The 26,022-nt window shown below is 53.0% G+C and carries 18 protein-coding genes; all 18 read right to left on the bottom strand.

Features of this window, described 5'->3' with window-relative positions:
* Positions 1-285: 285 nt before the first annotated feature.
* Entirely contained in the window at positions 286-3,612 is a 3,327-nt protein-coding gene (locus OEV49_09100) for a hypothetical protein (protein MDH3891228.1), read from the bottom strand.
* Positions 3,613-3,881: 269 nt separating this feature from the next.
* Complete coding sequence (locus tag OEV49_09095) at positions 3,882-5,195, bottom strand: hypothetical protein (protein MDH3891227.1); 1,314 nt, start codon at positions 5,193-5,195, stop codon at positions 3,882-3,884.
* Positions 5,196-5,510: 315 nt separating this feature from the next.
* Positions 5,511-6,719, bottom strand: coding sequence for a DUF5666 domain-containing protein (locus OEV49_09090; GenBank protein MDH3891226.1), 1,209 nt, complete (start codon positions 6,717-6,719; stop codon positions 5,511-5,513).
* Between the two features lie 152 nt (positions 6,720-6,871).
* Positions 6,872-7,315, bottom strand: a complete 444-nt coding sequence (locus OEV49_09085) for a hypothetical protein (GenBank protein MDH3891225.1) — start codon at positions 7,313-7,315, stop codon at positions 6,872-6,874.
* A gap of 150 nt (positions 7,316-7,465) precedes the next feature.
* A complete protein-coding gene (locus OEV49_09080; protein ID MDH3891224.1) occupies positions 7,466-8,866 on the bottom strand; it encodes a S8 family serine peptidase in 1,401 nt (466 codons plus the stop codon).
* A gap of 10 nt (positions 8,867-8,876) precedes the next feature.
* Positions 8,877-11,597: a CHAT domain-containing tetratricopeptide repeat protein gene (locus tag OEV49_09075; protein MDH3891223.1), complete on the bottom strand. Its 2,721-nt coding sequence runs from the start codon at positions 11,595-11,597 to the stop codon at positions 8,877-8,879.
* Positions 11,576-12,148: a hypothetical protein gene (locus OEV49_09070; GenBank protein MDH3891222.1), complete on the bottom strand. Its 573-nt coding sequence runs from the start codon at positions 12,146-12,148 to the stop codon at positions 11,576-11,578. Before OEV49_09070 ends, OEV49_09075 begins: the two co-directional genes overlap by 22 nt.
* 45 nt (positions 12,149-12,193) lie before the next feature.
* Positions 12,194-12,760 (bottom strand): sigma-70 family RNA polymerase sigma factor, encoded by a 567-nt coding sequence (locus OEV49_09065; protein ID MDH3891221.1) that lies wholly within the window; start codon positions 12,758-12,760, stop codon positions 12,194-12,196.
* Between the two features lie 406 nt (positions 12,761-13,166).
* Entirely contained in the window at positions 13,167-14,291 is a 1,125-nt protein-coding gene (locus OEV49_09060; protein ID MDH3891220.1) for a cytochrome c family protein, read from the bottom strand.
* A gap of 14 nt (positions 14,292-14,305) precedes the next feature.
* A complete protein-coding gene (locus tag OEV49_09055) occupies positions 14,306-15,433 on the bottom strand; it encodes an ABC transporter substrate-binding protein (GenBank protein ID MDH3891219.1) in 1,128 nt (375 codons plus the stop codon).
* Between the two features lie 172 nt (positions 15,434-15,605).
* Complete coding sequence (nrfD, locus tag OEV49_09050) at positions 15,606-17,255, bottom strand: polysulfide reductase NrfD (GenBank protein ID MDH3891218.1); 1,650 nt, start codon at positions 17,253-17,255, stop codon at positions 15,606-15,608.
* Complete coding sequence (locus tag OEV49_09045) at positions 17,252-17,926, bottom strand: 4Fe-4S dicluster domain-containing protein (GenBank protein ID MDH3891217.1); 675 nt, start codon at positions 17,924-17,926, stop codon at positions 17,252-17,254. Before OEV49_09045 ends, nrfD begins: the two co-directional genes overlap by 4 nt.
* Positions 17,916-20,414: a molybdopterin-dependent oxidoreductase gene (locus tag OEV49_09040; GenBank protein ID MDH3891216.1), complete on the bottom strand. Its 2,499-nt coding sequence runs from the start codon at positions 20,412-20,414 to the stop codon at positions 17,916-17,918. Before OEV49_09040 ends, OEV49_09045 begins: the two co-directional genes overlap by 11 nt.
* Positions 20,402-21,028: a hypothetical protein gene (locus OEV49_09035; protein MDH3891215.1), complete on the bottom strand. Its 627-nt coding sequence runs from the start codon at positions 21,026-21,028 to the stop codon at positions 20,402-20,404. The genes OEV49_09040 and OEV49_09035 overlap by 13 nt, the downstream gene beginning before the upstream one ends.
* 104 nt (positions 21,029-21,132) lie before the next feature.
* Positions 21,133-22,062: a slipin family protein gene (locus OEV49_09030; GenBank protein ID MDH3891214.1), complete on the bottom strand. Its 930-nt coding sequence runs from the start codon at positions 22,060-22,062 to the stop codon at positions 21,133-21,135.
* A gap of 116 nt (positions 22,063-22,178) precedes the next feature.
* Positions 22,179-22,559: a hypothetical protein gene (locus tag OEV49_09025; protein ID MDH3891213.1), complete on the bottom strand. Its 381-nt coding sequence runs from the start codon at positions 22,557-22,559 to the stop codon at positions 22,179-22,181.
* Positions 22,560-22,742: 183 nt separating this feature from the next.
* Positions 22,743-24,098 carry a sigma-54 dependent transcriptional regulator gene (locus tag OEV49_09020; protein ID MDH3891212.1) on the bottom strand — a complete coding sequence of 452 codons (1,356 nt, stop codon included), beginning with the start codon at positions 24,096-24,098 and terminating at the stop codon, positions 22,743-22,745.
* Entirely contained in the window at positions 24,091-25,968 is a 1,878-nt protein-coding gene (locus OEV49_09015) for an ATP-binding protein (GenBank protein ID MDH3891211.1), read from the bottom strand. Before OEV49_09015 ends, OEV49_09020 begins: the two co-directional genes overlap by 8 nt.
* Between the last annotated feature and the right edge of the window lie 54 nt (positions 25,969-26,022).

Here is a 26,022-nt window from a genome sequence, read left to right as displayed (position 1 = left end):
TTTGTGATCTGCGTTCGACTCATTCTGGTTGCAAGCGAGCAAAATCATTGCAGCGATTACGGGAAAACGCAAAACAACGTTTGTAATGAAATTCACGAGTATTCATCCTATAAGACTCACCTGGCAAACAACGAATTGGCCTAATAGTAGAAGCCGGAAACATACCCGACAATTATTATCTGAATTTAAACCAGAGTTGCTGCGATGGCAATGGTTTTCATCGGCTGTCACGGTTATATCCCATTTACCAGTCTTTAACAATCATCTCCCTTGCCAACGAATAGATTAACGGAGCACTATGTCTATTTTGTCGACCTTTCTTTCACGAATGTTATAGGCTATTTCTCCGCTCAAGGTCTCGGTGTTGAATGTTTGAATAATCCCACTTTTATCTGCTATTCTCCATTCGGCAGGTGTCACTCCGGCCGCACCGTATGTGTCTTTCAGTTCGATGTTGTGGTAGGTGACCAGGATTTTACCAAGAAACATAAAGGTGAAGGTTCTGGCCGGCAGTTCAACTTCTTGCCATTGATTCTGTCTGAACAGTCTTATCTTTCGCGTTTCTTGAGTGAAAAGCCACCCAGGCAGGGAAAGGTTGAGACCAAGTTGCAGCTCTCCTTTGGGGCTGAGCCGGAAAGGCCGGGGACCTACTGCCATCAGTTGCACGATGTGAATGAACTCGGCAGTCGCCCCGCTTAATCGTGCCACAAAACCGTTTCCATGGATTGACTGGTCGGGGTGGGCACTGCTGACAATGAAAGACGAGTTTTCCAAAAGAGACCTGCCATATACATCCGGATTCAAGAACGGTATGCATACGTTCTTGAACTCCTGAAAGAACTCAGAGTAGAGCCCGGCGCGCAACAGTTCAAGCAGATATTTGTATTCCATGTGAAGCCAGATTGATTCATTTTCCAGCCAACCAGGTGAAAAAACTCTGGCGCGCCCAATCTCCAACGGCTGGTCCGACAGTGATGCATTGACTTTGTACATCTTCAAAGGACTATCATATAATCCACTCGCCTTGACACTTGCAGCAAATTCCTTAGCCTCTTTCATATCAGTGAGACACTTCAGATAATGCACCGGCCCTTCCAGAAACAGAGGCAATGCGACTTGTTTGAATTCCAAAGCCTTTATACACGGTTGCCCATTGGCATTGTATTTCGGCTTCTTCTCACCGTGAGAATCTGTGGTCTCCAACATCTGGTAACCAGTCACATCATAACAAAAATACGTGAATAGAGTATTACTTTCCTGATCTCGTGCTTTTTCAATACCTTCGTTCAATTTGCCCAGAGCAGCCGCGAAGAAATCTCTAATCCTGACAAACTCGACCGTTGTCTCTTTTCCGCTAATCCCCATTCTTATCTTCTCACGGTAATGTTCTTTGGCTGTTGAAGCGCTGTCCCAGAACTCGAATGGTGAGAGGTTACGTGTGAGAATGTCATGTACTGTCTCCATGAACTCACTCAACTCCTCGAAGATAGCTATCTCCTCAATATCAATCTTCGACTCATGAAGCTTGTCTATAAGAAACAGAATGTGCCGCTTGATCTCCAGCGATTCGCTAATACTCGATCCGAATAAACCAGGTAATCCATTAAGTGCGTCATACCAGCTTGGTTTTCCAGCTTCCATTTCCACACCGACTCCTTCGGGATCCAGAGAAGCCAGCTTATTGACTATCAGACACAGTATCTTATTGAACAGTGATGTGTAGTAGACGTCACCCGTGCCCGATTGGATGCGAACCTGATTAGGATTCTGATCCCGATTCTCAATCAGTCTTTCTTTTTCCTCGTCCAGGACCACGGCGCCGAGTTGCATCGCATTCTGTTCCCAAAGAACATATTTATCTTCGCGGGGCAGCACGCGATGCGGATTATCATAAAAAGAAAACGTCTTCTTCCAAAACAGCAGATTTGGGAATTTGTCCGGATAAACGGCTAAGTAGTTTTCCAATAGATCCAGATTGTAAGTCCAGTGATCGGTCCAAAAACCTTCGCCATGGTCGGGGTCACAGATTCTGCGGCAATGGTCGAGAATCTCTCCGAGAAATATCTCCGAGTCGGCGCCAAGCGCAATATCCTGCTCATCGAGGAATACTAACAATTCCCCAGGAGTAAAGGACTCATCGAAGAAGGACTTGACAGTTTGTACATGTTCGGCCTCTATGAACTTCTCTAAGATAGAGTACAATTTGTCCCTGTCCCCAACTGCGAAGTAGATCTCTCCTAAAACAAGCGGATTGAAACCGTCAAGTTGGATCAGGTTATAGAAGTATTCCACATTGTATTCTTGAATATCCGGATTAAACAGCACATCGGAGCGGCGATTTTGGTTAATGTCACGGAAATTCCCGTTTCCCTGTGAGTAATAAGTTGGCATGAGACGAAAGTCATTGTAATCTCTTTCCATATCGCCATGCTTGCGAGAATACAGATAAAGCGTTGAACGGGCCTTATCTCCATCTATCGTATAGGGAAGGCCACCCCTCATGACATTGTCCAGGAAATTCTGCCTGACATAGTGATCCAGCGTAGGTTCACTGCTACAGATTAGATTATTCTGAGTCAGTGTCTGTACGATCTCCTGATTTGTTTGTGCTTTTGATTCTGCGTAATCTCGACTGGCAATATGTGGAACCATCCCGTTCAATTCCTGAATGGATGAAGCATGGCCAATGATCGAAGTGTAAGTGTAACTCTCCCCCGCCGGGATTGTGGCACGAAATAGGCCCATAGCACATGGGAGTTGGTTTTCCAGGATTTGATCGTTGAAAACCTCTTCCGCTGACACCGCCAGAAATCTCTTAGGATAACTCAGGTCGCTTTGGGTCCCGAAGATTCTGGTCGGGTCGACAATTGGTGCGATTATATTTGTATCTGATCCGTCTGTTTCAAAACCGACATAGAAGTTCCCCCTCGTAATCCGCATGACATCGGCTCGATCGTCCGGCTCCACTTTACTCCTGAAGAAGGGTACCTTTTCACAAAAATTGCTGACTTCGACAAAAGCCTCGATTGTTCGTCTCATATTCTTCAGACAAAAATTATCAACACCATACGGAACAATCAAGGGTAACCCGTCCAGTCCGTCCAAAGCGACCGAGTCGGGGCCCAAATTGTCAATGCGCAGCGTTCGTACAAGACCGGCGTAATTGTCTTGGGGGACGGTGAAATACTCGACCGAGAATTTCAGATTCAGTGAATGATTGACCTCTTCAAGTGTTAAATGCGATGGTGCAATAATCATTCGCTGAGTTCGTTTCAGCTGCCTATCAATATAGTGACTCTGGAACGGCTCATAATAGCTGCATGACGAATCATCGGATAGCTTGATAAATGTTCTGAAGCCTTGTCTGGCTACCAGATTATAGGCCCAGTTTGCCGGCAGGAACTCCATGATGGAATGGTCTTTGTCCTGAATCCCCATGCTGGAGATACACTGCCCACGGTTTACGTAGAAAACCCACATGGGAATTCCGTTCACTCCGGCAATGCCGGGGAAAAAACTTGAAAACGGTTTTGATGAGTTATAATCGGTGATGATAAACTCACCATCTTCATTCAGGTAGTACCGCGATTTATTTGTATCAGAGTGCTCCAAAGGTTTGCCTCTCGTCTTGTCTTGTCGATTATGAATTGAAAGCGCTACCTGTGGACTGCGATGGATGCCTGTCTTGCCCCAGCAGGGTTTTCTTTTCTACGCAATGAAACAGAACGGTAGTCCAACTTCGCTTTCCTCTGTTTGTCTTCTCACAACTGGTGCCGGAATCCAAGACCCAGTTATCGCTTGCCAATATAACAAGAGGATGTCGGTTTAGGCAAATTATCCTGACCCTTGAGGGTTGGTCATTGTAAAGAGGTGACCTTTGATTACTCAGAATACTCAAATGATGTGATGATCACTTCATCCCCGGTTCCTTGAGTCGGCGCGTCTCCACCATAGAGGTAGAGATTAAACCTCATCCTTTCACCGCCCGGTATCGTGATGTCTTCGCCTGTGTAGGTCCAGGTGTGGATTAATGTGGTGGGCGTGGGAGTATCAGCGTGTCCATTCCAGCTTTGGAAGACAATACTATCCGAGCGCCATTCCCAGGAATGGGATGTCTGGGTGCTGTTCGGCATATTAAAGAACTCGATATTTCCAGATGTATACCATGGTTGGATTACAAACTGCGCATTGAAAGGGTTTGCCAACCTCTGCGAAAACTCAATGTCGAATTCCTGGTTCGTCGTCTCGTAAACGAAACAGCCCAAAATGGTATTGAAGTCTAAGCTGTCAACCCTCGAATCAAGCTTGAATGAGTAAACACCATACCCCAGTGAATGATCAAGAACCAGTTCCGCACAATACCATTTGCTGTCACGGGAGTCGATTTTTAGATGCATTCGACCTTGTTGGTCTATCCAAACATTGGCAGTATCATCTGAGAAATAATTCGGACCGGGACCGACAAGATCGCCTGTCTTGACCTGCCAACAAAAGTTGCTCCAATTAACAAACCTAATCGATTTGCCGGGATATTCGTCCCAGCCTATAACTCCAGAATCCAATGATGGATGATAGTCCCTAATAGATTCGGGGAGATAACTCGAATCAACCAGCAATGCTACTATCCGATCCCATGGATGAGTGTAGTTTGACCACGAGCCATCGCCTTGGATATGGGTATACGGGTCTGCGACTGTCGGTTGAACATACCATTGATTGGTCTTAGCCCACAGGACGACCTGGAACTGTGTCGTATCCAGAACGTTCGCGGTACCGTTTACAGTGTCGTCATCTGGTTGAAGTCCTACGATACTTATCAAAGACGGACAAGCACCCGGCGGTGGGCCGCCGGTGAACATATAGTCAACAACGTACACCAAATCGCTGATGTCTATTCCACCGCTGGCATCTACATCGGTCTCGTCGATGCATGGCGGCTCCGGGCCACCGCTGAACATATAATCTACCAGGTAAACAAGATCAGAGATATCGATCTGATCCAAGGGATCTCCGTCAATATTGCCTCGAATATCCACACAGCAGCCATCGATGACAGATTGGAGATTAAACATAATAGGATTCTCAACACCGACGGCTATGTGAGTCCTGTCCGGTAACGGATCGGATTGTGCTGTTACGGAAACCGGAACAACCAAACAGACAAGCAGGATTATCAATACACTGTCTTTAGACATATAAGTACCAAGAGTCATTCACGAAGTTCTCAAGTCTGTTCATACGATATAACCAAATATTCGGATTTCGAAAGAACTTTCTGGACGGTCGCGTTTTTTTCGGCAAACGAATAGAGGTGAAATGATCCTTGAACACAACATTTCCAGACTCGCCAGTTAAGACAGCTGCATAATGATGAAGGTTTACTACCGCTTGCAGTCGTATTGGCTCAGTGATGCTCGAACACAAAAAAGGGACGGCCGGGCAAGGCACCCGACCGTCCTATGGGTACATCGGCAAAGCAACATGCCGAGGTTTTATGAGTCAAACAACAGTCAGTTGTTGTCCTTGTGCATGCGTGTAATCAAAACGGTGCCGTCGGACTGAGCGAATCCCTTGACTTCGACCAGTTCTCCCGCACCAAAGTCGGCCAGGGTCAACAGCTCGTCATTCAGTCCTCGTAAGTCGGCGTTCTCGTTGACAATACCGGTCCATGCCTGTCCGACGAGCGTGATTGTTCTCGCCTCAACATCCACAGTTGCAAGTGTGTCCTTTACTTCCACCTGCATATTGTCGTTGGCCGCGCCATCCTCGATTTCGATAGCCACGGCATACAGCGTAGACTCATTGACCACATTGGCATGGACCTCAAGAGAGTCACCGACCATGATATCCTCGAAAGCAAAGTAGATTGGAAGATGTCCGTCGTCATCATCATCGTCCCCACCACCCCGTTTTGCGAGTGCACCGCCATTTGGGTCGGAGCCGGACTTGACAAAAATGGAGGTGTTGGAATCGACGAATATCTTCTCGGTTCGACTGTCAACGGTAAGCCAGGACTCGGCGTAATTGATCTCTGTTACAGTTCCGTAGAATTCCAGATCGGCGCGGAAATCGTCACCGTCGCGCACGCGAACACGGTTGGCCAGAAGGGAACCATCGGTCTGCACGTCACCCCTGATATCCACAGAATCTCCCGGCAGAATGTCGGACAGTTCAATGACAGTCTCAACACCCGAGTGCTTCTGGACTATCTCGGCTCCGGCTGCCACGTTGATCTGTAAGGCGACGCCGACGAGGGTAATCGTCCGCAGCGCCGGATCGACAGTCTCTACTCTTCCGGATGTCTCCAGCTCGTTCTCCGGGGTGTCGTTGGCGCGCACCCGCACTCGATCGGCCAGAAGGCTGTTTCCACCGGTCATCGTCCCTCGGACGTCGACTGAGTCGCCGGGATTGATTTCGGAAAGATCGATGGGAATCTCGTTACCGTCATCCTTCCAGACGACTTCAGCGTCCGCGGCAACCTCAATATTAGTGGGGTTGCCGACCAGAGTCATCATTCTGGATGCGGAATCAATAGTGGCAACTCGTCCGTACAAATCGACATCACCACCGGTTGCGGCGCCGTCAGGAAGAAAATACTCTCCATCCGAGGTCGAAAGCGACGGACCGACCGGTGACTGTTTGGAACAACCGGCAACCAACATGACCAGCAGGGCCAAACCCATGGTTGCAGTTAATGCGAATCGGTTGACTTTAGACATTGTGGTCTCCTTGATGTTTGTAGAGTACATTGATTCATTTTCTCTTTATTACACAGAGCGGTGAGCCCGTCCTCTCGTACAGAAAATCGAAAAAAAATAGCCCTGTCCGGAGGACAGGGCTAAGTGACCGATAGCACAGAGGTTACTACATGCTATTGTTGGTTTCCAATGGATGCGTTCGGCCTGTCTTTCTTCACTTCAATCAGTTCGATGACCGGCAGTTCATTCCTGGTACGGGGGGCTTTGCCGTAAAAACCCATTATCATCCCCTCTTCGATAAAGCCGAAGATGTCCGGGATTTCTTTGCCGTCGGGGATAAAGAACGCCTGTGCATTCTTGTCGACCAGTACCATTTGCTCTTCTTTACCCAGAGCCAGCACGCGCTCATTCGGCTCGACTTTCATCACGAGGCCGTAGTAGGAATAGGTGTAGTTATTGGTTCGACCAAGGTCGCCGGGCGCCGCCAGGATGTCAGCCCGATTGCTGGTCGTGCCTTCGTTGGATCCGAGCAGACTGTCTGTTGAGCATCCGATGCCCATCGCAGCCACGAGCACCAAAGTCAGGGCTGCCAGCAGACTGTTTTTCTTTCTCAGCATGAGAACCTCCGATAGTTAAAGTTACCACTAACATGGATTGTTTTTCTCCATTTACTACACAGAGGGAGTTGTGGACTGGTTCGTACAAGAAAGCTCAAAAAAAACCCGCTGTTTCCAGCGGGCTTTCTGCCATACTTCGGATTTAAGCCATTATGGATCGCAGGCCGGGGGGAGTCCGCCGCTAAACATGTAATCAACCAAGTGCACCAGGTCCCCTATTTCGGCCGGTACGCCGTCACCGTTCAGATCGGCCAGTTCGAGCACGGGCGGGACGGCCCCGCCGTTGAACATGTAATCTACAAGGTAGATCAGATCTGAGATGTCCGGTCCCTGACCGTTGCCGTCTATGTCGCCGCACTTCTGCAAATCAAGAAAACGGAGAGAGGCAACAGGATCAATCAGTCCCGATCCGAGCATGCCTGCGTACTCCTCGTTCAGACTATCTATGTCTACGGCCGGCTCCAGAATACTATTAATGATGTCATCCCAGGAAGCGCCGGGATGTCGTTCATAGAGCAGCGCGGCCAGACCGGCTACGAAAGGCGCAGCGAAACTGGTTCCGTCCCACCAGGCATACATCGAGTCGTCATACGGCGCGTACACTCTTGTAGCCGGGGCGCAAATATCCACCTTGCCGTTGAAATTGGAGAAGTCAGCCTTGACCAAATTGGAGTCGACCCCCGCTACAGCGAGCGTATAAGAGTCCTTTGCCGGAAACCGTTCGAGACCCGTGGAGTCGTTCCCGGCAGCGGCTGTGACGACAACACCCTGGTCGCGGGCAAAAGAGATAGCCTCATCAAGGGTGGAGTGCTTTCCGGTCATCACAATCGAAAGATTGACTGCGCGACAGCCATCGGCCACCGCCTGCAACAGAGCCTCGGCGATAGTGTAACCATTGCCTCGGCCGGTGGTGTCCAACACTCGGTATGAAATCAAGTCGGCGTCGGGCGCTACCAGGCTCACCAATCCGGCGACAAAAGTACCGTGACCGGAGGCGCGACCGCCCGGCTCGTCAACGGCATTACTGTCGTTGTCCACATAGTCGAATCCGCTGGCTACGTTCTGGGTCAAATCAGGATGAGTCATGTTGACGCCGGCGTCAATAATACCGACGGACACGTTTCCTCCGGTCACAAGATCGTGCGCTCCAGCGAGGTTGATCAGCGCGGCGGCGTTTTGGTCGAGGAAACTGCCTACCTGCATCTCGTCGATAAAGCCCTGAGACGATTGCACACCTTCCGGGGCATCCAGGAGGAAATTTGGTTCGCAGTAAAGGACATCGGGCCGCAATGCAATATCCAAGGCCAGGGCCTCAATGTCCGACCCGTTGGGAACCTCCAGTAAATACCCGCCTATCTGCGGAAGGAAGTTCTTTACGGTGGTGCCGTAATCTATGTTGATGCTGTCGATGAACGCTGGCTGGGTCACGGCGCACACCAAATCTCCGGGACTGTAGTCTCCCGTCGAACCGGCCGCCGCGTTAAACACCGGCCAGGTTACGACAAGAAGAATCGCCAGCCACAACTGAATTCGTATGGTAAGTCTCAACATGGTATCACCTCTATATTCCTGCACCGAACACCGAAAAGGCTGCCCAATGATAGGCTGATTCACAGCTCTCTTTAACGTTCATAGTTGACTTCCGAGCCGCCTCCGCCGGAGTGCGACCGGAGTAATACTCTTTGTAGAAACTGGTCATCCACATCGCTGCGGATATATCGGAGACCGGCCAGTGGGCCGCCACGACGTTACGAACGCCCATCTCCAGGAGTGAACGGACAAGCCCCGTTGATTCCTCGCCGGGAATTGCGACCTGCTCTCCCGAACGGCAGGCCGATAGCGTCACCATCCCCACTCGTGCCCGTCTTAATCGTAGGTCGGCCGCGAAAAACGGACCGTCGGCCATTTCCAGATAAGAGTAGAAGGGGTTGTCCGCCCGATGGACTGCATGGCCGGCAAAGTGCCAGAGCCCGTAGGAACCATCCTCGGGCCAGTCACAACGACGGGCCGACGAGTGTACGTTGATCGGACCCTTTGAATGAAGTTTTAGCGCGGCGATCTCCTTCTCCACTGCGGGAAGATTGTCAACATTACCCAAAAACACTTCTGTTTTGTTTGTTCGACAAACAGTCCTGCGCGCTTTCACATAGTGTCGAACACTGGGAGAAATCACAAATTCATGTTGTTCACACAGGGGTCGACCGTCCAGGTGCAGCGCCTGCCAGGGCAGGTTGGCTAATTCTCCGTCGGGTATCACCAGGATTCGTTTAGCCGACCGCACCGTCTCCAGGGGTCGCCACAGCCACTCGCCGATCTCGGTCAGAACTTTTGTTTCGAGACTGTCGGGGCCGACCTTCGATGGGTTCTGCAAACCTGCTTCTTTCTCAAGTATAAAACGCCACCGCCGCATGTATGTTTCCAACTTCGTGCGACCGCCCCGCCAAACCATAGTCTCGGTGTTTCCGGTCCTGTGTGTGAAAGCCACCAGGTCTTCCCCGATAATGGCGAACTGAACTACAATGGTCTTTGCCGACGAGTGGTCTATCAATTCAAGAATTCGATCAACGTGCAGCGGGTCCCGATCGCGAAACTCCTCCAGTTGGGAAATCCGGCGTTTGACGTCACGCTGCAATCGATCAACCCTGCGTCTGCCGTTGGCGGTTGCAACACCTCGTTCTCCGGCCTGACCACTCAGGTTTGAAGCAAACCCGGCAACCGAGTCGGCCAGGGCGGAAAGCGAATTCTCCACGCCTCCTCGTACCGGGTCTTCAATCAGTGCCGGTGATATTGGCGCCCACAATCCGGATGTCTTGAAACGCTCCAGCCACGCCGCGGCTCGCCGAGGATCGAATTGTATTTCAGAGTGTATCAAACGCAAATGAGGACTGGGGATATCTCGCCCGAAACCGTGGCGCAACTCCACGGGCGGCAGTTGCGACCGGGTTCGGTCCAGCCTATTGGCGGCGCGAGCCCACCGTTTTCTCGCCGCTACCATATTCCCCTCGGCGGCACACTCGTCTCCGATTAAGACCTGCCATTGGGCAAAAAGATGAGGCACCCATTGTACAGCCTTGTTGGCATCAAGTCTCGTCATGGCCTTCTGATCTCCCCGGGAACCGGCCAACAGATCGCAGTAAGCCTGCCACAGCGGTAACTGTGCCCGGTCGAACAACCGGCGAGCCTGCGTAAGACTCTGCTTCTCGCCGACCGAAGATTGATCGGTGGATGCCAGATGCAGGTGAACCGCCCCCAGAAAACCACTGTTTCTTTCCCTTTGAAATCCGTCGAACGCCCGTGAAGCTGATCGAGCAGCCTTGCGCTTGCTACCTAAGGCGGAGGCTGCCTTGGCCACGAAGAAAGCGGCTTTGGCCGCTTCATAATTGAACTTCCTTCCGCGAAACCATTTCTCGGCCCCTTCGGCGCTTACCAGGGCGTCTTCCATCAGGTTCAAACTGAGGAATACTTCAGCCCGGTCCAATTCGCAGAGTGCTACACCGCGCCACTGGGATTTCAGTCTATAACTCTCTTCGCACTTTCCCAGCTCTACCAGTGCCTGGTGGAACCGGCCCTGCAACATGTGCAACCAGGCAAGACCGTAGTGTGAGTCGGTGGCGTCAATCGTATGGCCGGCCCGGTTGTAAATGGAGAACGCGCGGGCATATAGCTTTTCAGCTTTGTCCAATTCAAACAGTTGTACCAGTGTGTTGGCTTGGTTGTAGAGGCAGCGTGCTTCGGCTAAGTCGTTCTTGATCGATCTGAAGTATCCGGCTGCCCAGTCGTACTCGCGCTCTGCATCGACATGGCGGTCCTGTCGATGAAGCAGATTGGCCAGATTGACGCGGGTCATCGCTTCTTCATCCCCACGGCCGAGTTCGGTGAAAACCTTCAACGCTTGTTGGGCGCGCCGTCTGGCCTTGGTGTAATCGCCGAGATACATATAGAGATCGATTAAGGACCTATCGATGCGAGCCTTTGCCAGCCGGTCCGAACCTGCCAACCTCCGCGCTCGCAGATAGGCCACCTCGGCCTGAGAGTGTTGGCTGTTAAGATGATAAACTCGTGCCAGCGACCTGGCGGCCTGATAGCGAAGCGGTTGACCATGTCTGTTGACTCGCCCCGAGAACAGCTTGGCTAAGGCAAGGGATTCAGACAACGACCTACGCGAAACGTCCTGGATGAATCGACCACAAGCAATCGCCAAGTCCTCGGGCGCCAGCCTTCCGGTTGTGCCGGTCCTGATAAACACTCGCGCTTGAGATTCTACTTTGTCGTGCGCTTCCAAGATATCTCCGGCAATTGAATTGTGGAACCGTCATCACAGACAAGGTCAACGCTTTTTGGGGGCCTTTTGGATGACCATTCGAACAACCCGGTTTCGGTTCTCTCGACGGTACGGCTACCCACTTTCAGGCACCACTGCGATTGTGGCAGGTCGGTTTCCGATAACTCAACCAGAAAGTGCCATTCACCTCTTTGCTTCTCAGCTCGCAACATAACGATAGCAGCCTCGGCACCGAACCGCAGAGAACGGTGATCGATTTCGGTTGTTCCCCGAACTCCGGCCACCTGAGGAGTGGCCCAGGAGTCTGAAACCAGATTTGCAACCAGTGATCGTAGTCGCTGGTGGACAGGGACGGAAACAGGAATCTCGCAAGCCCGTTTCACCAGAGCGGCCGGAGCGTCAACCATGCGGTCAAGGCCGGCCGTTGGGAATTCCCTGTAAAGCTCCACGAATATCTTCTCATCCTCGGTCAGTGACCGCAAAAACGACTGGGACAGTTTCCCTTTCTTGATTGCTTTTATAAGGTCTTGTCTTCGGGTCGGCTTTGCCATGATTGGGTCCTTAATATTTCATCCTTCTCTGTCTTACAGAGGGGGCTACACCTTTCCTCGTACATGCGAAAAGCCCAGTTTTCCAAGAATCTCTTTGAGCTGTTCGAGGCACCTTCGCCTGATCGGACCCAGGCTGTTGAAGGCGATCCCCGACTTGGCGGCGATCTGCTCGTAGCTGTGTTCCTCGGGAGCAAAGAACATAAGGTTCAGTAGCTTACGGCACCGTTCACCCATCTGATCCAGACCGGTCTGAAGTTTCGATTGTTGTTCGAGTTGTTCAAATTCAATATCCGGCGTCGCCGACCGGTCCGGTTCAGCGCTTAGGCACTCGTCGGACACCATTCTGCGAGACTGGCGAGACATACGTATGGACTCTCGACGAGCAGTGGTTACCAACCAGGCTGATAACCGCTCAGGTTCTTTCAGGCGCTTCCGGCTCTGCCATAGGGCCAGCCAGGTGTGCTGGAAACAGTCGGAGGCATCGGCCATCGAGAGACCGTTACGGAGAGCCACGGTGTAAACCAGTGACTGATAGCGATCCACCAGTTCCTTCCAGGCGGCGTGATCACCTTTGCACGCATCTTTCCAAATCTGTTCATCTGTACGGGACATATTACTAATGGATGCAACGACTCCATGGTCAATTGGTTCCACGAAAGGTCCGGCAAAACGTCCCCGCTTAAACAAGAAAACACGAAACCAAATCAGGAATCACACACTGCCAGTTGATATAAGCTGTAGTCTTCGAGCTCAATGGTTGTGACTTGGATGGTAGTTATCAATTGTGCATGGTGACCACGTATCGAGACCAGGCAGAAAATGATAGGCCGGACCCGATGAGGGTGTTAATCAGATATGCCAAAGTTCCAAGACAGTCCTCACCCGGTCAGACTTAGACAGGGCAAGACTTGCTCGAAAGTTCTGGTTACATCCAGTCGCGGGGATTTTGTTTTCTTCGTTGGTACCGGACTCGGCCCCAGGTTCACACTCGCAAAAACTATATTCCCACAACCAGCCGCTAACGAATAGACCGCGAATTGACTACCTGTTTGGCCATCTCAATGCTGATAAACTCCTCGATCAACACCGGCCGGCTGTATTCGTAATTCAAAGTGGTCTCGACGTAGTAGTCTTTCACTTTCTTGGGTATTTCAAAAGTCAAAGTTTCCACCCGTGTCTCTTTCGGTCCGATGCGGTTATCGGAATAAACATCGGTAGCGTTCAGAAACATGTCGAGTGCATTCTCGATAATCGTACCATAGGCGTCTGTCAAAACCTTCCGGTACACTTTACGGACGGCTGATAGTTCGATGCCTTCGGCCGATTTCAGCACCACGTTGAGGGCGAGGCTGCGTATCGGAATCCCGGTAGGCAGCATGTGACCGGATTCGGCGTTGGTTATCATCACCAGGACCTCCAGTTTCCTCTCGCGCTTGGTTACGGCGGTCTCCAGCTTGACCGCGTGGGCGAGGTTTATGTTGGAGTGTCCGCCCCGGAATTCGTGTGCAGTCACATAGTAACCGGTAACGTCGTAGTCATCCGCAACCGACAAAAGCGGTGCCGTCGGCATGTGACAGTTCTGACAGTGAACGTCGTTCTTGCGGTAGGGCGATTCTTCCCACTCCTTATAGGTGTCCAACACCCTGACACCATGACTGTTGACGTATTCATGACAACCGGCACAGAGTCTGGACTCAAGGTAGAGCGGTGAGTACTTGGTTTCATGCCCCACATCCTGTGTGGCCCGGTAGGGTCCGTACACGGCGCCTGTGGTATCCAGGTTATAGTAGGTGTCGATACCGCCTTCTCCCACGGAAGAGATACTATGACAGAAAGAACAGGTGACGCCTTCTTCGGCACCGGCAGCATCGGGATCGTGTCCATTCTCGTCGTTGGCCATCGGAGCGTGGCAGGCCAGGCACTTCTGAGCTACCTCATCCCCCCGGTCCAGTCTGGCCGTCATATAGGTTGCCCGAAAGGTGGGATTCTCATACGACTTGGCATGTAGTGAATTCTTCCACAGCTCGAAAATATCACTGTGGCACTCTTTGCAGACTCTGTACGATTGGCACTGACCGACATTTGCCTGTGCCAGGATGACGACGGCCACTATTATGGGTATGGTCGATCGGAATGAAATCATAACTCCTCCTGGCGTCAGAAGGCTGAGATTATTGTCTCGAGAACGAATTCGTCTTCGAGCGCCTTCAGGATGTAAACATCTTTAACCACGTTCCTCTTTTCATTTATCGAAATGGCTCCAGTCACTCCGGCAAAGCTGCTGGTCGAAATAAGCGCCTGCTGTACACCTTTCCGGTTCATTACGGTTGCCCTGCTGAGGGCGTCACTGAGCACTCCAACGGCGTCAAACCCGAGCGCCGACACGGCATTTGGTGTATCGCCGAATCTCTTGCGAAAGTCCTCCACGAATGAAGAGCCGGTTCTCTCGGGATACTGTAGCGAAAAATGGCTACTGAAGAATACCTGGCCGGACTTAATATTCCGGCCACTCAATCTCAACAACTCCGGCGACTCCCAGCCATCACCACCCAACAACGCCACGGAACTACCCGCTTCGGCTATGCGATTTATGATGGCCGCCGCTTCGGGATAGTATACGGGCGCAAATATGAGATCGGGGGCGGCAGCCAGCGCCTGGTCGACGACCGTGAGTAGATTCCCTTGGTCGATTTCAAAGCTCTCCATGAATTCGACCTCGCAGCCGGTGTCTCGAAGACGCATAACAAAAAACTCAGCCAGTTTTTCCGAGTAGGCGGAGCCTTTTTCCAGGATCACCGCTACTTTGTGCAACTTCAAAAACTTGTGTGAGAATTCGGCCAGTGCCTTGCTCTGTAGAGGGTCGGTGAAACAGATACGGCAGATGTATTCTCCGATTTCAGTTACATGGGGGCTGGTGGCCACGGGCAGGATGAGCGGTGTTTCGGCCTGCTGGGCAACAGCCGCGGCGGCCGCAGAATTGGTCGAAGTGATCGGACCAATAACCGCGATAACATTCTGGTCATGGATCATTCGGGAAACCACCTGAGACGTAGTGGCCGGATCATCGGTGTTATCGGCAACAATCAGCTTAAGCTTGGTCCCCCGGACGCCGCCGCCGTCGTTGATGATTTCGACGGCGAGATTGATACCCTTAAGCGCTTCGGTTCCGTAGTTTGAAGTATGGCCGCTCAGAGGCAAGATGACGCCGATGTCAATAACGTCATCGTCGGCCTGAACAGAGGCAGCGATCAACACCAAGCCCAAAAAAACCAGTATATATCTCATATTCTCACCATCCAATCCGGCTGTATGGTTTCCCGGAGTCATGCCTACTACTTATCAGCAAGTCAGGTGTGGTCATTGATACCTCCTTGGGCTTTGCCCTGCCATCTGAGTTTTCCCTCCGCCGGTCCCAGACGCATAACGCCTGTGACCTTCAATATTTCAGCTTCCGAATCTATGGTGGCGGACGCCCGGCCTGAGGCGATGCCACAATTTTATCCTGGACCATCCTCGGCGCCCTGGCATGCCATGGTGTAGCCGAAGTCATATACTGCCGGGCATGGGCTCGCGGAAACGAAGGCGGCCGGGCGCATTCCTCGCGCGGGATCAGCACACTGATAAGCAATGGAACGATACAAATCAGCCCGATTCCGGTGAGCCACTTAAGCGGAGCATAGTCCCCTTGCCAGGTTGAGATGCCATACACGACCATGGCCACCGAAAAAAGCGTCACACCGGCGATTATCAGATTCTTCAAACGCCCCGGTAATGTAATCCATGGGAACAGGACAAACCGGGAGTCCGTGCGTATAGGCGTGTCTTCGGGCAACTCGATCACCGGCACAATCTTGAGAAGAACAGAGAAAAACAAAATCGCAAAAACCCATGTGCCGCCCATTACGATTCCCTCCTCCAGCGTGGGCACGTAGGGTGTTATCCGGTAGGGCAGGTGCGGATGATAAAAGGTCGGAACGACAATCAAATACCTAATGCACCACAGCCCGATGTTACACATAACGGCCGCCGTCACGGTTAACGCCACGCTGCAGATTCTCTTGGTTACGCCCTGAATGAAAAGGGCCGCAAATGGAATCAGCAGGCCACCCAGGAGTGCGCACCAGGTTAATATGGCAAATCGTCCCCACAGGATGTCGCTCCAAACATTGTTATCCGCCTCCGGTGGCGAGTACTGGCCGGTGAGTATCTCTGAGAACAAAAAGTACATGTACAGCCATATTACAAAACCCAAAAAGACACCCAGCCCTTTGAACATTCGCGGTGGCAGGAACTGTTTCCAGGGGAAAGTTTTGCGCACGATTGCCGCGATAATGATCATAGCCGAAAAGCCGGACACGATAGCGCCCAGCACAAAGTACGGCGCCAGAATCGGATTGAACCAGCCCGGTCGACCGGCCTGAAGACCGAAAACGTATCCATAGACCGAGTGGACCGACACCATGATGGGGAGAATTATCACGGCGCTCCACCACACCGAGCGCTCGTGCCGTTCTCTCACTTTGGGCGTGTCCTGGTATCCAATAGCCAGGATGCGGTACAGCCATCGACGCTTGGGGATCATATTGGCTGCCAGACAAAGATCCCGCCGCATGGCCAAGTATAGATAGATGGAACTTCCGATCACGTACCAGGTGATGACGGTACAAGACCACACGAACGGACCGTGAATCTTGCCGTGCAAAAGGATGTTCACCAGAAAACGGTCGATACGTCCGACATCGAGAGCGATGTTCATCACGGCAGCCGTCATCGAAACCAACGTCACGATCTCGGCGATCCGGGCCAACGGCTTGTAACGTTCCAGGTTCATGATCCGCACTGTGGCGGAGATGGCAATCCCAACGTGACTGATGCCGATCAAGTGAACGATATTGGCCACGACAATGCCCCATATCGCACCTTTTGTTCCGCCTCCGCCGATGCCGTGACCCAATTGCGTCTGGTATACCACGAAATATCCCCACACCACAAGCAGGGGCACCAGGGCCGCAATGAAGAGGTAAAATCGCCGTGAAGTGTGGGCCAACGGCAACAGCGCTCGACGGATTATTGAATCTGTTTCTGACGGTGTGTGAGTATCGTTCATGTTCGTTCCCGTAGATAGATCACCTTGGGGTGCGTTCCTAACTCCTCCAGAAGGCTGAAGGCACGTCGGTTCCTGGCCATCTTGGAGACCGTGCTTTCGCTATCATCCAAATCACCGAACACACGCGCCCCGGCCGGACAGGTCTGACAACAGGCGGTGAGCTTGATTACATCCTCATCTCTGATCTCACGCCCTTCTTCGCGGGCCGTCTCTTTCACTCTGCGGATACGGTGAATGCAAAACAGGCACTTTTCGACAACACCTTTTTCCCTGACCGCCACGTCGGGATTATGCTGCTTTTCCATGGGCGAGGGCCATTCGGCCTCAAGCCAATTGAACGAACGGGCCGTGTAGGGACAGGTGCACATGCACATGCGGCAGCCGATACAGCGACTGGGGATCTGTCCCACAATGCCTTCGTCGTCGCGGCTGGTGGCATTGACGGGGCAGACCTTGCTGCACGGCGAGTTGTCGCAATGCATGCATGGCCGGGGGAGGTAGCGAATCTCCGGGTATGGGTGCTCCCCTTCCAGACGGACAATGAGTTCGTTCCAGAAGATGGCGCGTCCCATCGCGGCTTCACGCGGCCCGGCGAACGGTATGTTGTTCTCCGCTCGACAGGCTACGGTGCATGCCTGGCAGGCTGTACACCGATCTAAATCAATGACCATTCCCCAACGAGGCACGGGCGCTTCCTTTCAGTTTTGGCGGTGTTTCTCCGGGGGCAACAGCGCGATAAACTCTGACCCGCGTACCGTGGATGGCCTGAGCTCCGGTTAGCGGGTCGACCAAAAGAGATATAATGTCATGCGGATTGCCGGCTATGCCTTTGGCCCAACGCCCGTGTTCGGTGTGCCCGTATCCAAGCGGCACATTGACCACGTCCGGTCTTATTCCCGGATGGAGCTTGGCCGGGAGCTTGAGGCGACCCCGGTCCGACTGGACCCACACCAGGTCCAAATCGTGAATGCCAAGGTGTTCGGCCGTCTCCGGGTTGATCTCCGCCCACGGTCGCCAGCGTTCACTGAACATCACACCGAAGGACTCCTGCAACCAGGGTTGGTTGCCGCCTCGTCCCTCCGCGTACATCATCGTCTTGTAGGTCTGGAGATGAAGCGGAAACTGCTCGGACTCTCCCGCAAAGCGGGGTGACTCATAATGCGGCATAAGGGCCAGATCACCGCGCGCCTGGATGCCCAGCCGGTCCAGGAGAGCATCAACCGGTATTCCGGTCCGTTTCGCTTCTGTCTCTATATGTTCCTTGAAGCCAAGGGACGCGAACTCGAACTTACCCGAAGGTGTTTTAAGAACCCGCTTCATGTCTCCAAAGGGGTAGTCCCCACCCGACCAGAAACCGTGCGCCTTCAACTTCGTCCAGAAGTCCCCGGCGCTCCGGCCGGTGAACGAACCGGTTCCAGCAGCGGCAACGGCGGCCAGACTCTCTTTGAGTGCTTGCTCGTAGTTTCTCCACGGGAATGAACCGGCGACAGAGCCGCCGACACGGCCGGCCAATTCGATCAGCACGTCTCCGGTGTGTCGCGTGTCGTAGAGTTTGTCCATGACCGGCTGCCGCAGATTGAGTATTGGATAGCCCGTGCTGGGTAGGGCGAAATCATCCTCCAGCCGCTCCAGGAAAGTGCTGTCCGGCAGCACCAGGTCGGCCCGAGCCGTCGTTTCGTCCATGAATGAGGAAAAGCTGACCACAAAGGGGATACGGTCCAGCGCCTCTCGGTAGCGAGCGGTATCGGGACCGGCGAACAGCGGGTTACTATTGTAGACAAAAGCGGCCTCGGTGGCGTATGGTTGGCCGGATATGACAGCATCCAACAGGGTGCCGTGATCGCCCGACGGCCAGCCCTCTTTGCGCAGCGCCGGGCTAACGAGGGATGGCTGCGCAAGACCTTTCCTTGCGCTGTCATCCAGGTTGACATCCGACCATTGACGGGATGGTACCGACTGTTGTACGATCTCTCCACCGGGGACGTCGATACTGCCGACCAGGGCGTTGAGTGAGCGGATGGCCATCTGGGTGAAGAGTCCGTTGGTGTGGAGTTCAGGACCCCGACCGGCCACAGATAGTCCGGGACGCGCCTTGGCATACTCGCGCGCCAGCCGCCGAATGTCGGCCGCAGCCACACCGGTGATCTCCTCGGCCACTTCCGGACGATACTCCCGCGTCACCATCGTGCGGAATCCCTCGTGTTGGGCCGTCTGTCCGCCCGGCTCTTCCCAGTCGTCGAAACCAAAGGTATGATTGGCCACGAAGTCATGGTTGTACAAATCTTCGTCGATTATGACATAGGCCATGCTGAGAGCCAGGGCGGCATAGGTTCCCGGACGGATAGGTATCCACTCGTCGGCCTTGGACGCCCCCACACCCAGATGGGGATCTACTACCACTATCTTGGTCCGCTTCTCCGGTCGCCCACGCAATGATCGACCGTGGGTCCGCAACGTGTATCCAAGAGGTTGCCAAGCTTCCAGGTAGCCCGCTCCGAAAAACATCAGATAGTGAGTGTTATCCAGGTCATAACCGGGCAAATCCGATACGCCCTGGGCCAGAAACCGGCTTAGGCGTCCTACACTGTTGTTGAGAGATTCGGCACTAACCAGGTTGGGCGTGCCGTATGTTTGCGCCAGACGCTCAAACATCGCCTTCATGTGACCGGGCAAATGTCCAGCCAACAGAAGGAGAGACTCAGACATGCCGGCTGCCCGCAATTGGCTGAGTCTGTCAGCCACGGTGGCCAGCGCTTCTTCCCACGAGATAGCCTCCCACGTCGAAGACGACCGACCGCCGATCTTTTTCATTGGACCCGGAATGCGGTCGGGATCATAAAGAGCTTGCAGACCCGCCTGTCCTTTGGGGCAAAGCCCGCCGAGGTTCAACGGATGGTCTGGGTTGCCTTCGATCTTCACGGCTCGACCTTCGTACACCCGCACGTTTATGCCGCATCCGCCGGGACATTGCAAACAGGTGGTCGGCACCCAGCGCTCCTCACCGCGATTCCATCCAGCCGGAATCAATTGGACCCGTCGCGGTTCGGCATGCTGCTCACATCCGAACAGGAACCAGGCGCCGGCCGCACCCATGAATTGGAGCATGGTGCGCCGGCTGATTTCATTGTTGTTCCGATTGTCGCGTTCTATTTGTGACATGTCAGGCACCCGTCCGAGACGTTGTTTTCTTCATGACATTCAATACAAGCTTCCATGGTCGTGACATGCAAGTCCAGCGGTGTATCCACCTGCTGATCCAGTCCGTTGTGACACTGGGTGCAGGCATAACCGGCGTAACGAATGTGGGCCTTGTGGGAGGTGTGAACGTGAGGGTCCATCTCCGTTATCCGCACCCACGGGATATCCTCGCTCCGGTCGATATACTCACGCAGATGAGCCTCCTGTTCACTGTCGGTTCGCGGTTCGTCGGCGTGACAAGAGCGACAAACGGTTACACTGGGGATCCCCGCACTGTAACCGGTCCAGGTGGAGCGGTGACAGGCAACGCAGGCGCGGACATCCTTGCGGGCGCGCAGGGCCGCATCCTGGAACAGGATGTGACACCCGGCACAGTCCGGCGCTTCGTCCGTCAGGTCATCGTGACACTCCAGACACTGCCCTTGCAAAACTTCCTCCGAAGCCTCGTCTTCACCGAGAATTTCTTTGTGCATGTCGATCTTCTCGCGGCGATGTTCCCCTTCGGAAAGGTAGGTCACGTGACGCACGTGATCGAAGGCGATCGGCTGTTCGATCTGGGTTTCAGGACCGGCCATGTCACATCCTGACAGACCGACAACAAGGCACACCAGGACAATTGCAAATAGGCAAGGAAGTCCCTTTGGACCTACAGCGATGCCTTTTTGGTCGATGGCTGATCTCAGACCTTGTCTCCTTCTCCGTTGGCCTTGTTCAATGCCGCCAGCCCGGCGTAGGCACCCACGTTCATCGATTCTACCAACCCTGAAGGAACCACCATAAGGGTTGTCTTCTCTTTCATGCCCTCGTATAGCAGATTCAGACTTCTGAGTTGTATGGCCACCGGGTCTTCATGGTAATGGCTTGAAGCCTTCGCGAATTTCTGCGCGATCTCAACCTCAGCGTCACCCAGAATTACTCGGGCCAGTTTTTCTCGTTCAGCCTGGGCTTGCCTGGACATAGCGTCTTCGAGCGCCGGCGGGATAACCACGTCGCGAATCTCAACCGATCTCACCATGATCCCCCAATCGTGCGTCCTCTCATCGATGAGTTTCTGGAGTTCAACATCAATATGCTCTCGCCCCACCAGCATCTCGGCCAGATTGGTTTTTCCGATGATATCCCTAAGCGCCGTCTGGGCCGCCCAAGCCACCGCCTCACGATAGTCCTCAACGGCCAAAGCGGCTTTCTCAGGGTCGGTAACGGTCCAAAAGAGCACGGCGTCAACGTTGACAGGAACGGTATCGGCTGTAAGTGTTTTCTCGGCCGCGAACCCGGTGGTGCGAACTCGGGCGTCGATCCACATAACGACCCGGTCGACAAACGGAATAATCCAGAACAGCCCCGCTCCCTTCAGACCGCGATACCTTCCAAGCCTCAGGACGACCGCCTTCTCCCACTGATTGGCCACACGCGGCGACCAGGCGAAAGCAACTCCGAGGAGCACACCGAGTCCGCAAATCAACAAGCGCACCGCCTCGGGAAGACTGGATGTCCAGGCGGCAAGGCAGATAGCACCCGCCACAAGACCGAACATCATCAGACCAATGATATTCAGACCCGTTTTTATGGACCTGCCGCCAAACTCTCCTGATTCACTCATCGCACTCATACGATCACCTCATCTGTGTCTATCGGCTCAGGGGAACGTCGGACGACGGCGCCTTGGGTGTTTGCAGAAAGGTCATCGCCGACGGTTCCCGCGAGTCCGTTTCATTACTCTTGTCTTTATCTATGGCACTTTTTTCTCAGGGCGCTTGATAGCACCTCCTTTAGTTCCTTCTCTGCAAACGGCCTGGTCAGATAGTAATAGAGTCCGAATTCCCTCAGTTCACGTTCGGTGTCCAGAGTCTTTTCTTCGGATACTGCAACAATCAGCAAGTCCCGGACTATCTGTTTCATGATTCGAATGGCCGCAGTGGTTTTCAGGTCCTCCTTCCCGTTGAAGTGGTAAAGGATTACGATCGAATACTTGTGGCGGGCAAGGTCCTCTACGGCCTTGCGGTAACTGTCGGCGATCTTGGTCCCGACATTGTGCTCGGCCAGAACGCATTCGATCAGAGTTTTCTCCGTCGGCGATAGATCCGCCGAAACCACTAATACATCCACCTCACTTCCTCCACCTAACGCATGGCAATAATTGTGCCGACTCACGCGGCATGCGAACGATTGAATGTGAGAGCCTCAAAAGGCTTGACTGACAGGACGTTGAATGTGGTCTAGATCAAACGGTGGGGAACGAAGAATTGGCGCGTGAAGATAAGTGTCCCAGAATGTCGCGCCGGCGGGACATTATTGGACATCATCGTCGTGGTTCAGATGGCGTTGGATAGTTTTGCGGTCAACTTTGAGGACTCGGGCCGCCAATTGCTTGTTTCCGCCCGACTTGTCAAGAACCCAAACGATATATGAGTCCTGCAATTCTTTGAGTGATGGCAATTTGTGCCGGTCGTACTGTTTGAGGATCGATCTCAGAGGAGAAGCGGTCAACGGCAGTTCGCCGACATCGATAGTCGTCTCATCAGACAAAAGCACCGAACGCTCCACGATGTTTCGAAGCTCCCGGGCATTACCGGGCCAATCGTGCTGCTTGAGTGCATCCAAAGCCGCTTTGGAAAAGCACCGAGTCTTATCGTCTGATTTGCACAGCTCCGATAGAAAAAAGTCTACCAAAAGCGGTATATCATCGGGATGCTCACGAAGCGGCGGAAGCGAAATGTTGACAACATTGATACGGTAGTACAGGTCCTCCCGGAATTCCCGCTTGTGCACCATATCCTTCAAGTCGCGATTGGTTGCGGCCACCAAGCGCACGTCGGTGTTGATTCTGTCATTGCCGCCGAGCCGCCGAAAACTTTTCGTTTCGACTACCCGTAGCAGTCTGACCTGTAACGATTGAGAAATGTCACCGATCTCATCCAGGAACACCGTGCCGCCGTCGGCGATCTCGAAAATCCCGTGCTTTTTGGTCACCGCTCCGGTAAAGGCGCCTCGTTCATGCCCGAAAAGTTCCGATTCCAGAAGGTTCTCCTGAAGCGACGTGCAATCGACAATAATGAACGGCTTGGCTCGGCGCGGAGAGTTCTTATGAATGAGGTTGGCCACCAGCTCTTTGCCGGTGCCGGATTCACCATGGATTAAGACTGTTGATTCCGAGTCTGCGATACGACCTATCAAAGATCGAATCTCCCTGATGGCTGATGAGTCCCCAATCAAACGGCCGTCACTGAGATCGGACATGCGGTCCACCAGCGTCCGGTTTTGCGATTGAAGCCGCCGTTTCTCCATACATCGCCTGAGTATATGCTCAACGCGGTCCAGTTCCACCGGCTTGGTGATGAAGTCGTAGGCCCCTTCCTTCATCGATGTAATCGCGTTGGCAACGGTGGCGTTTCCGGTCAACATAATGACGTCAAGGTCTTGTCGACTGTTCTTGATTGTTTTCAGCAACTGAAGACCGCTCACGTTGGGCATGAGAATGTCGAGAACGATGATGTCGAATTCATCCTTGTCCAGGCGGGAGACAATATCGGTCCCGAAACCCTGCTCTACCTGGAATCCCATGCGCGTCAGCTCGCTGGCGAATACTTCGGCAAAAACTTCGTCGTCATCTACCAGCAGGATCCGGCCCAGGTTCTCTTCAGTCATGGCTCTGCCGCTCATCTTGTACCGTTGGGAGTGTCACCATTATAGATGTCGAGCCTTTCGTGCTTTGCAGGATTTCCATTCTCCCGCCGTGTTGCTTGACAATGCCTTGACTTACCGACAAGCCCAGCCCGGTGCCGACACCGATCGGTTTGGTAGTGAAGAAGGGATCAAACACGCGCTTGAGATTCTCCTCATCGATTCCGGGACCGTTGTCTTCCACCGTAACATCGACCGATTTCGCCCCCACTTCCACACTGGCATGCACCACGCCGCCCGGCTCGACCGCCTGGATACCGTTGAGAATCAGATTGACGAAAACCTGAACCAGCGAATCTCTGCAGCCGGAGACGACCGGCATTGTGGCCGGTTTGGTCGTACTCATCTGGACCTGCTTTCTTGTTGCCTCGAATTGCAGCAGTGATGCCGCTTCCTGCAGAACCTCATCCAGATCAATGATATCCATCCGCATAGTGGAGGCGGCCGAGTAATCGAGAAGTTTTTGGGTTATGATCTTACAGCGTCGGGCGGAGTTCTTTATGATGTCCAGATATTTGCGTTTTCCATCTTCGACCGCCGGTTCGCTTTTGAGCAACCCCTCGGCGCAGGTCATGATGGAGGCCATGGGGTTGTTGATCTCATGAGCGATGCCGGCCGCGAGTCGCCCGATAGTGGCCAGTTTTTCCGCCTGATAAACCTGGTTCTCAAAAGTCACGCGCGCGGTTATGTCCCTGATGACAACAATGACCTCCGGCTTTAACCAAGGGGGCAATATGAGGTTGCCGACATGCACCTCCAGATGCTTCAGTGGTTCATCGGGAATCTGAAACTTGACCACCTCTTTAACGGCTGTGTTCCGCTCCTGCGATAGTGCGATCAAACTGCGGATAGGTGCGATACGGTCCAGCGGCTGCTCTTTGAGATCCATGCGGTCACCGGCCTGGACAGCCGATTGATCCAAATGCAGAATATCCCGAAAGGCCTTGTTAACAAAGGCCACCTGTTCAAGATCATCGACAATCAAAATGCCGTCAATCAAATTCTCCAGCAGATGAGTCAGGTAGTTGCGATGGTTGTCGATTCGCTGCATAGACAGCTTCAGCGACGTCTTCATGTCGTTGAAACTGCCGGCCAGTGAGGCCAGTTCATCCTGGCCATTGAGCTCGATATCGAGGTCCAGCTCGTTACCGACTACCCGTCGGGCCAAAGATTCAAGGTAGACAACACGGTTTATCACTTGCCGTTTGATATACCATCGGAACAAGAACATCATAACCAGAACCGAAGCGACGGCAACCCCCCCGGCCAGTTTGAGATTTGATACAATCTCGGTCTTGATCGATAGAAGGGATCGGTCCAACACCAGGACACCATTCAATCGATCGGTATCACCATGACAGGAAAAGCATACCGGCTTATTCATGATCGGCGTCACCACCCGCAAAACTTCTTCTGAGTCCAGCGAGATCGTCCTTGATGACGGCGGGGCGGTACCACTCACATGGCAGCCGCTGCAGCCCAAATCCTGCGTGCTCATGTGCAGCCCGATCAAATCTGCCTGCGATGATGCTTTTACCACCGATTCCATGTTAAGCAGGAACACGCGGACGATGTTTTCGTTTTTTGAGACCTCCTCAATACTGTACTGGATCGACTCAAGATCACTGTTGAGCATGGCTATCTCCAGACTGGAGGTCAGCGTCCGGCCAAGTTCCTCGGAAGCCTGCGCTTCCAAACTGGTCAGTTTTCGTTGGTAACTATAGAAGTAATAGGCGCTATACAGACCGAAAATAACGATGATAGTCAGGATTACAAAGAGCGCTATTTTGAAATGCAGTCGACGCGCAATGTTGATTATGTCTCGAATTCTCATTTTTCCGCGATACCCTCACTCCAAATACAAGATAGTCAAAAAAGAGGAGATAAT

It is taken from the genome of Candidatus Zixiibacteriota bacterium (assembly GCA_029860345.1).
Taxonomy (GTDB): Bacteria; Zixibacteria; MSB-5A5; order GN15; family FEB-12; genus JAJRTA01.
This window is presented reverse-complemented; position numbering and strand designations above follow the sequence as displayed.

Bases quoted from the DNA above. Each gene is read 5' to 3' on its own strand.
- OEV49_09095 (MDH3891227.1), bottom strand. From the start codon at position 5,195: ATGTCTAAAGACAGTGTATTGATAATCCTGCTTGTCTGTTTGGTTGTT.
- OEV49_09090 (MDH3891226.1), bottom strand. From the start codon at position 6,719: ATGTCTAAAGTCAACCGATTCGCATTAACTGCAACCATGGGTTTGGCC.
- OEV49_09085 (MDH3891225.1), bottom strand. From the start codon at position 7,315: ATGCTGAGAAAGAAAAACAGTCTGCTGGCAGCCCTGACTTTGGTGCTC.
- OEV49_09080 (MDH3891224.1), bottom strand. From the start codon at position 8,866: ATGTTGAGACTTACCATACGAATTCAGTTGTGGCTGGCGATTCTTCTT.
- OEV49_09070 (MDH3891222.1), bottom strand. From the start codon at position 12,148: ATGGCAAAGCCGACCCGAAGACAAGACCTTATAAAAGCAATCAAGAAA.
- OEV49_09065 (MDH3891221.1), bottom strand. From the start codon at position 12,760: ATGTCCCGTACAGATGAACAGATTTGGAAAGATGCGTGCAAAGGTGAT.
- OEV49_09060 (MDH3891220.1), bottom strand. From the start codon at position 14,291: ATGATTTCATTCCGATCGACCATACCCATAATAGTGGCCGTCGTCATC.
- OEV49_09055 (MDH3891219.1), bottom strand. From the start codon at position 15,433: ATGAGATATATACTGGTTTTTTTGGGCTTGGTGTTGATCGCTGCCTCT.
- nrfD (MDH3891218.1), bottom strand. From the start codon at position 17,255: ATGAACGATACTCACACACCGTCAGAAACAGATTCAATAATCCGTCGA.
- OEV49_09045 (MDH3891217.1), bottom strand. From the start codon at position 17,926: ATGGTCATTGATTTAGATCGGTGTACAGCCTGCCAGGCATGCACCGTA.
- OEV49_09040 (MDH3891216.1), bottom strand. From the start codon at position 20,414: ATGTCACAAATAGAACGCGACAATCGGAACAACAATGAAATCAGCCGG.
- OEV49_09035 (MDH3891215.1), bottom strand. From the start codon at position 21,028: ATGGCCGGTCCTGAAACCCAGATCGAACAGCCGATCGCCTTCGATCAC.
- OEV49_09030 (MDH3891214.1), bottom strand. From the start codon at position 22,062: ATGAGTGCGATGAGTGAATCAGGAGAGTTTGGCGGCAGGTCCATAAAA.
- OEV49_09020 (MDH3891212.1), bottom strand. From the start codon at position 24,098: ATGACTGAAGAGAACCTGGGCCGGATCCTGCTGGTAGATGACGACGAA.
- OEV49_09015 (MDH3891211.1), bottom strand. From the start codon at position 25,968: ATGAGAATTCGAGACATAATCAACATTGCGCGTCGACTGCATTTCAAA.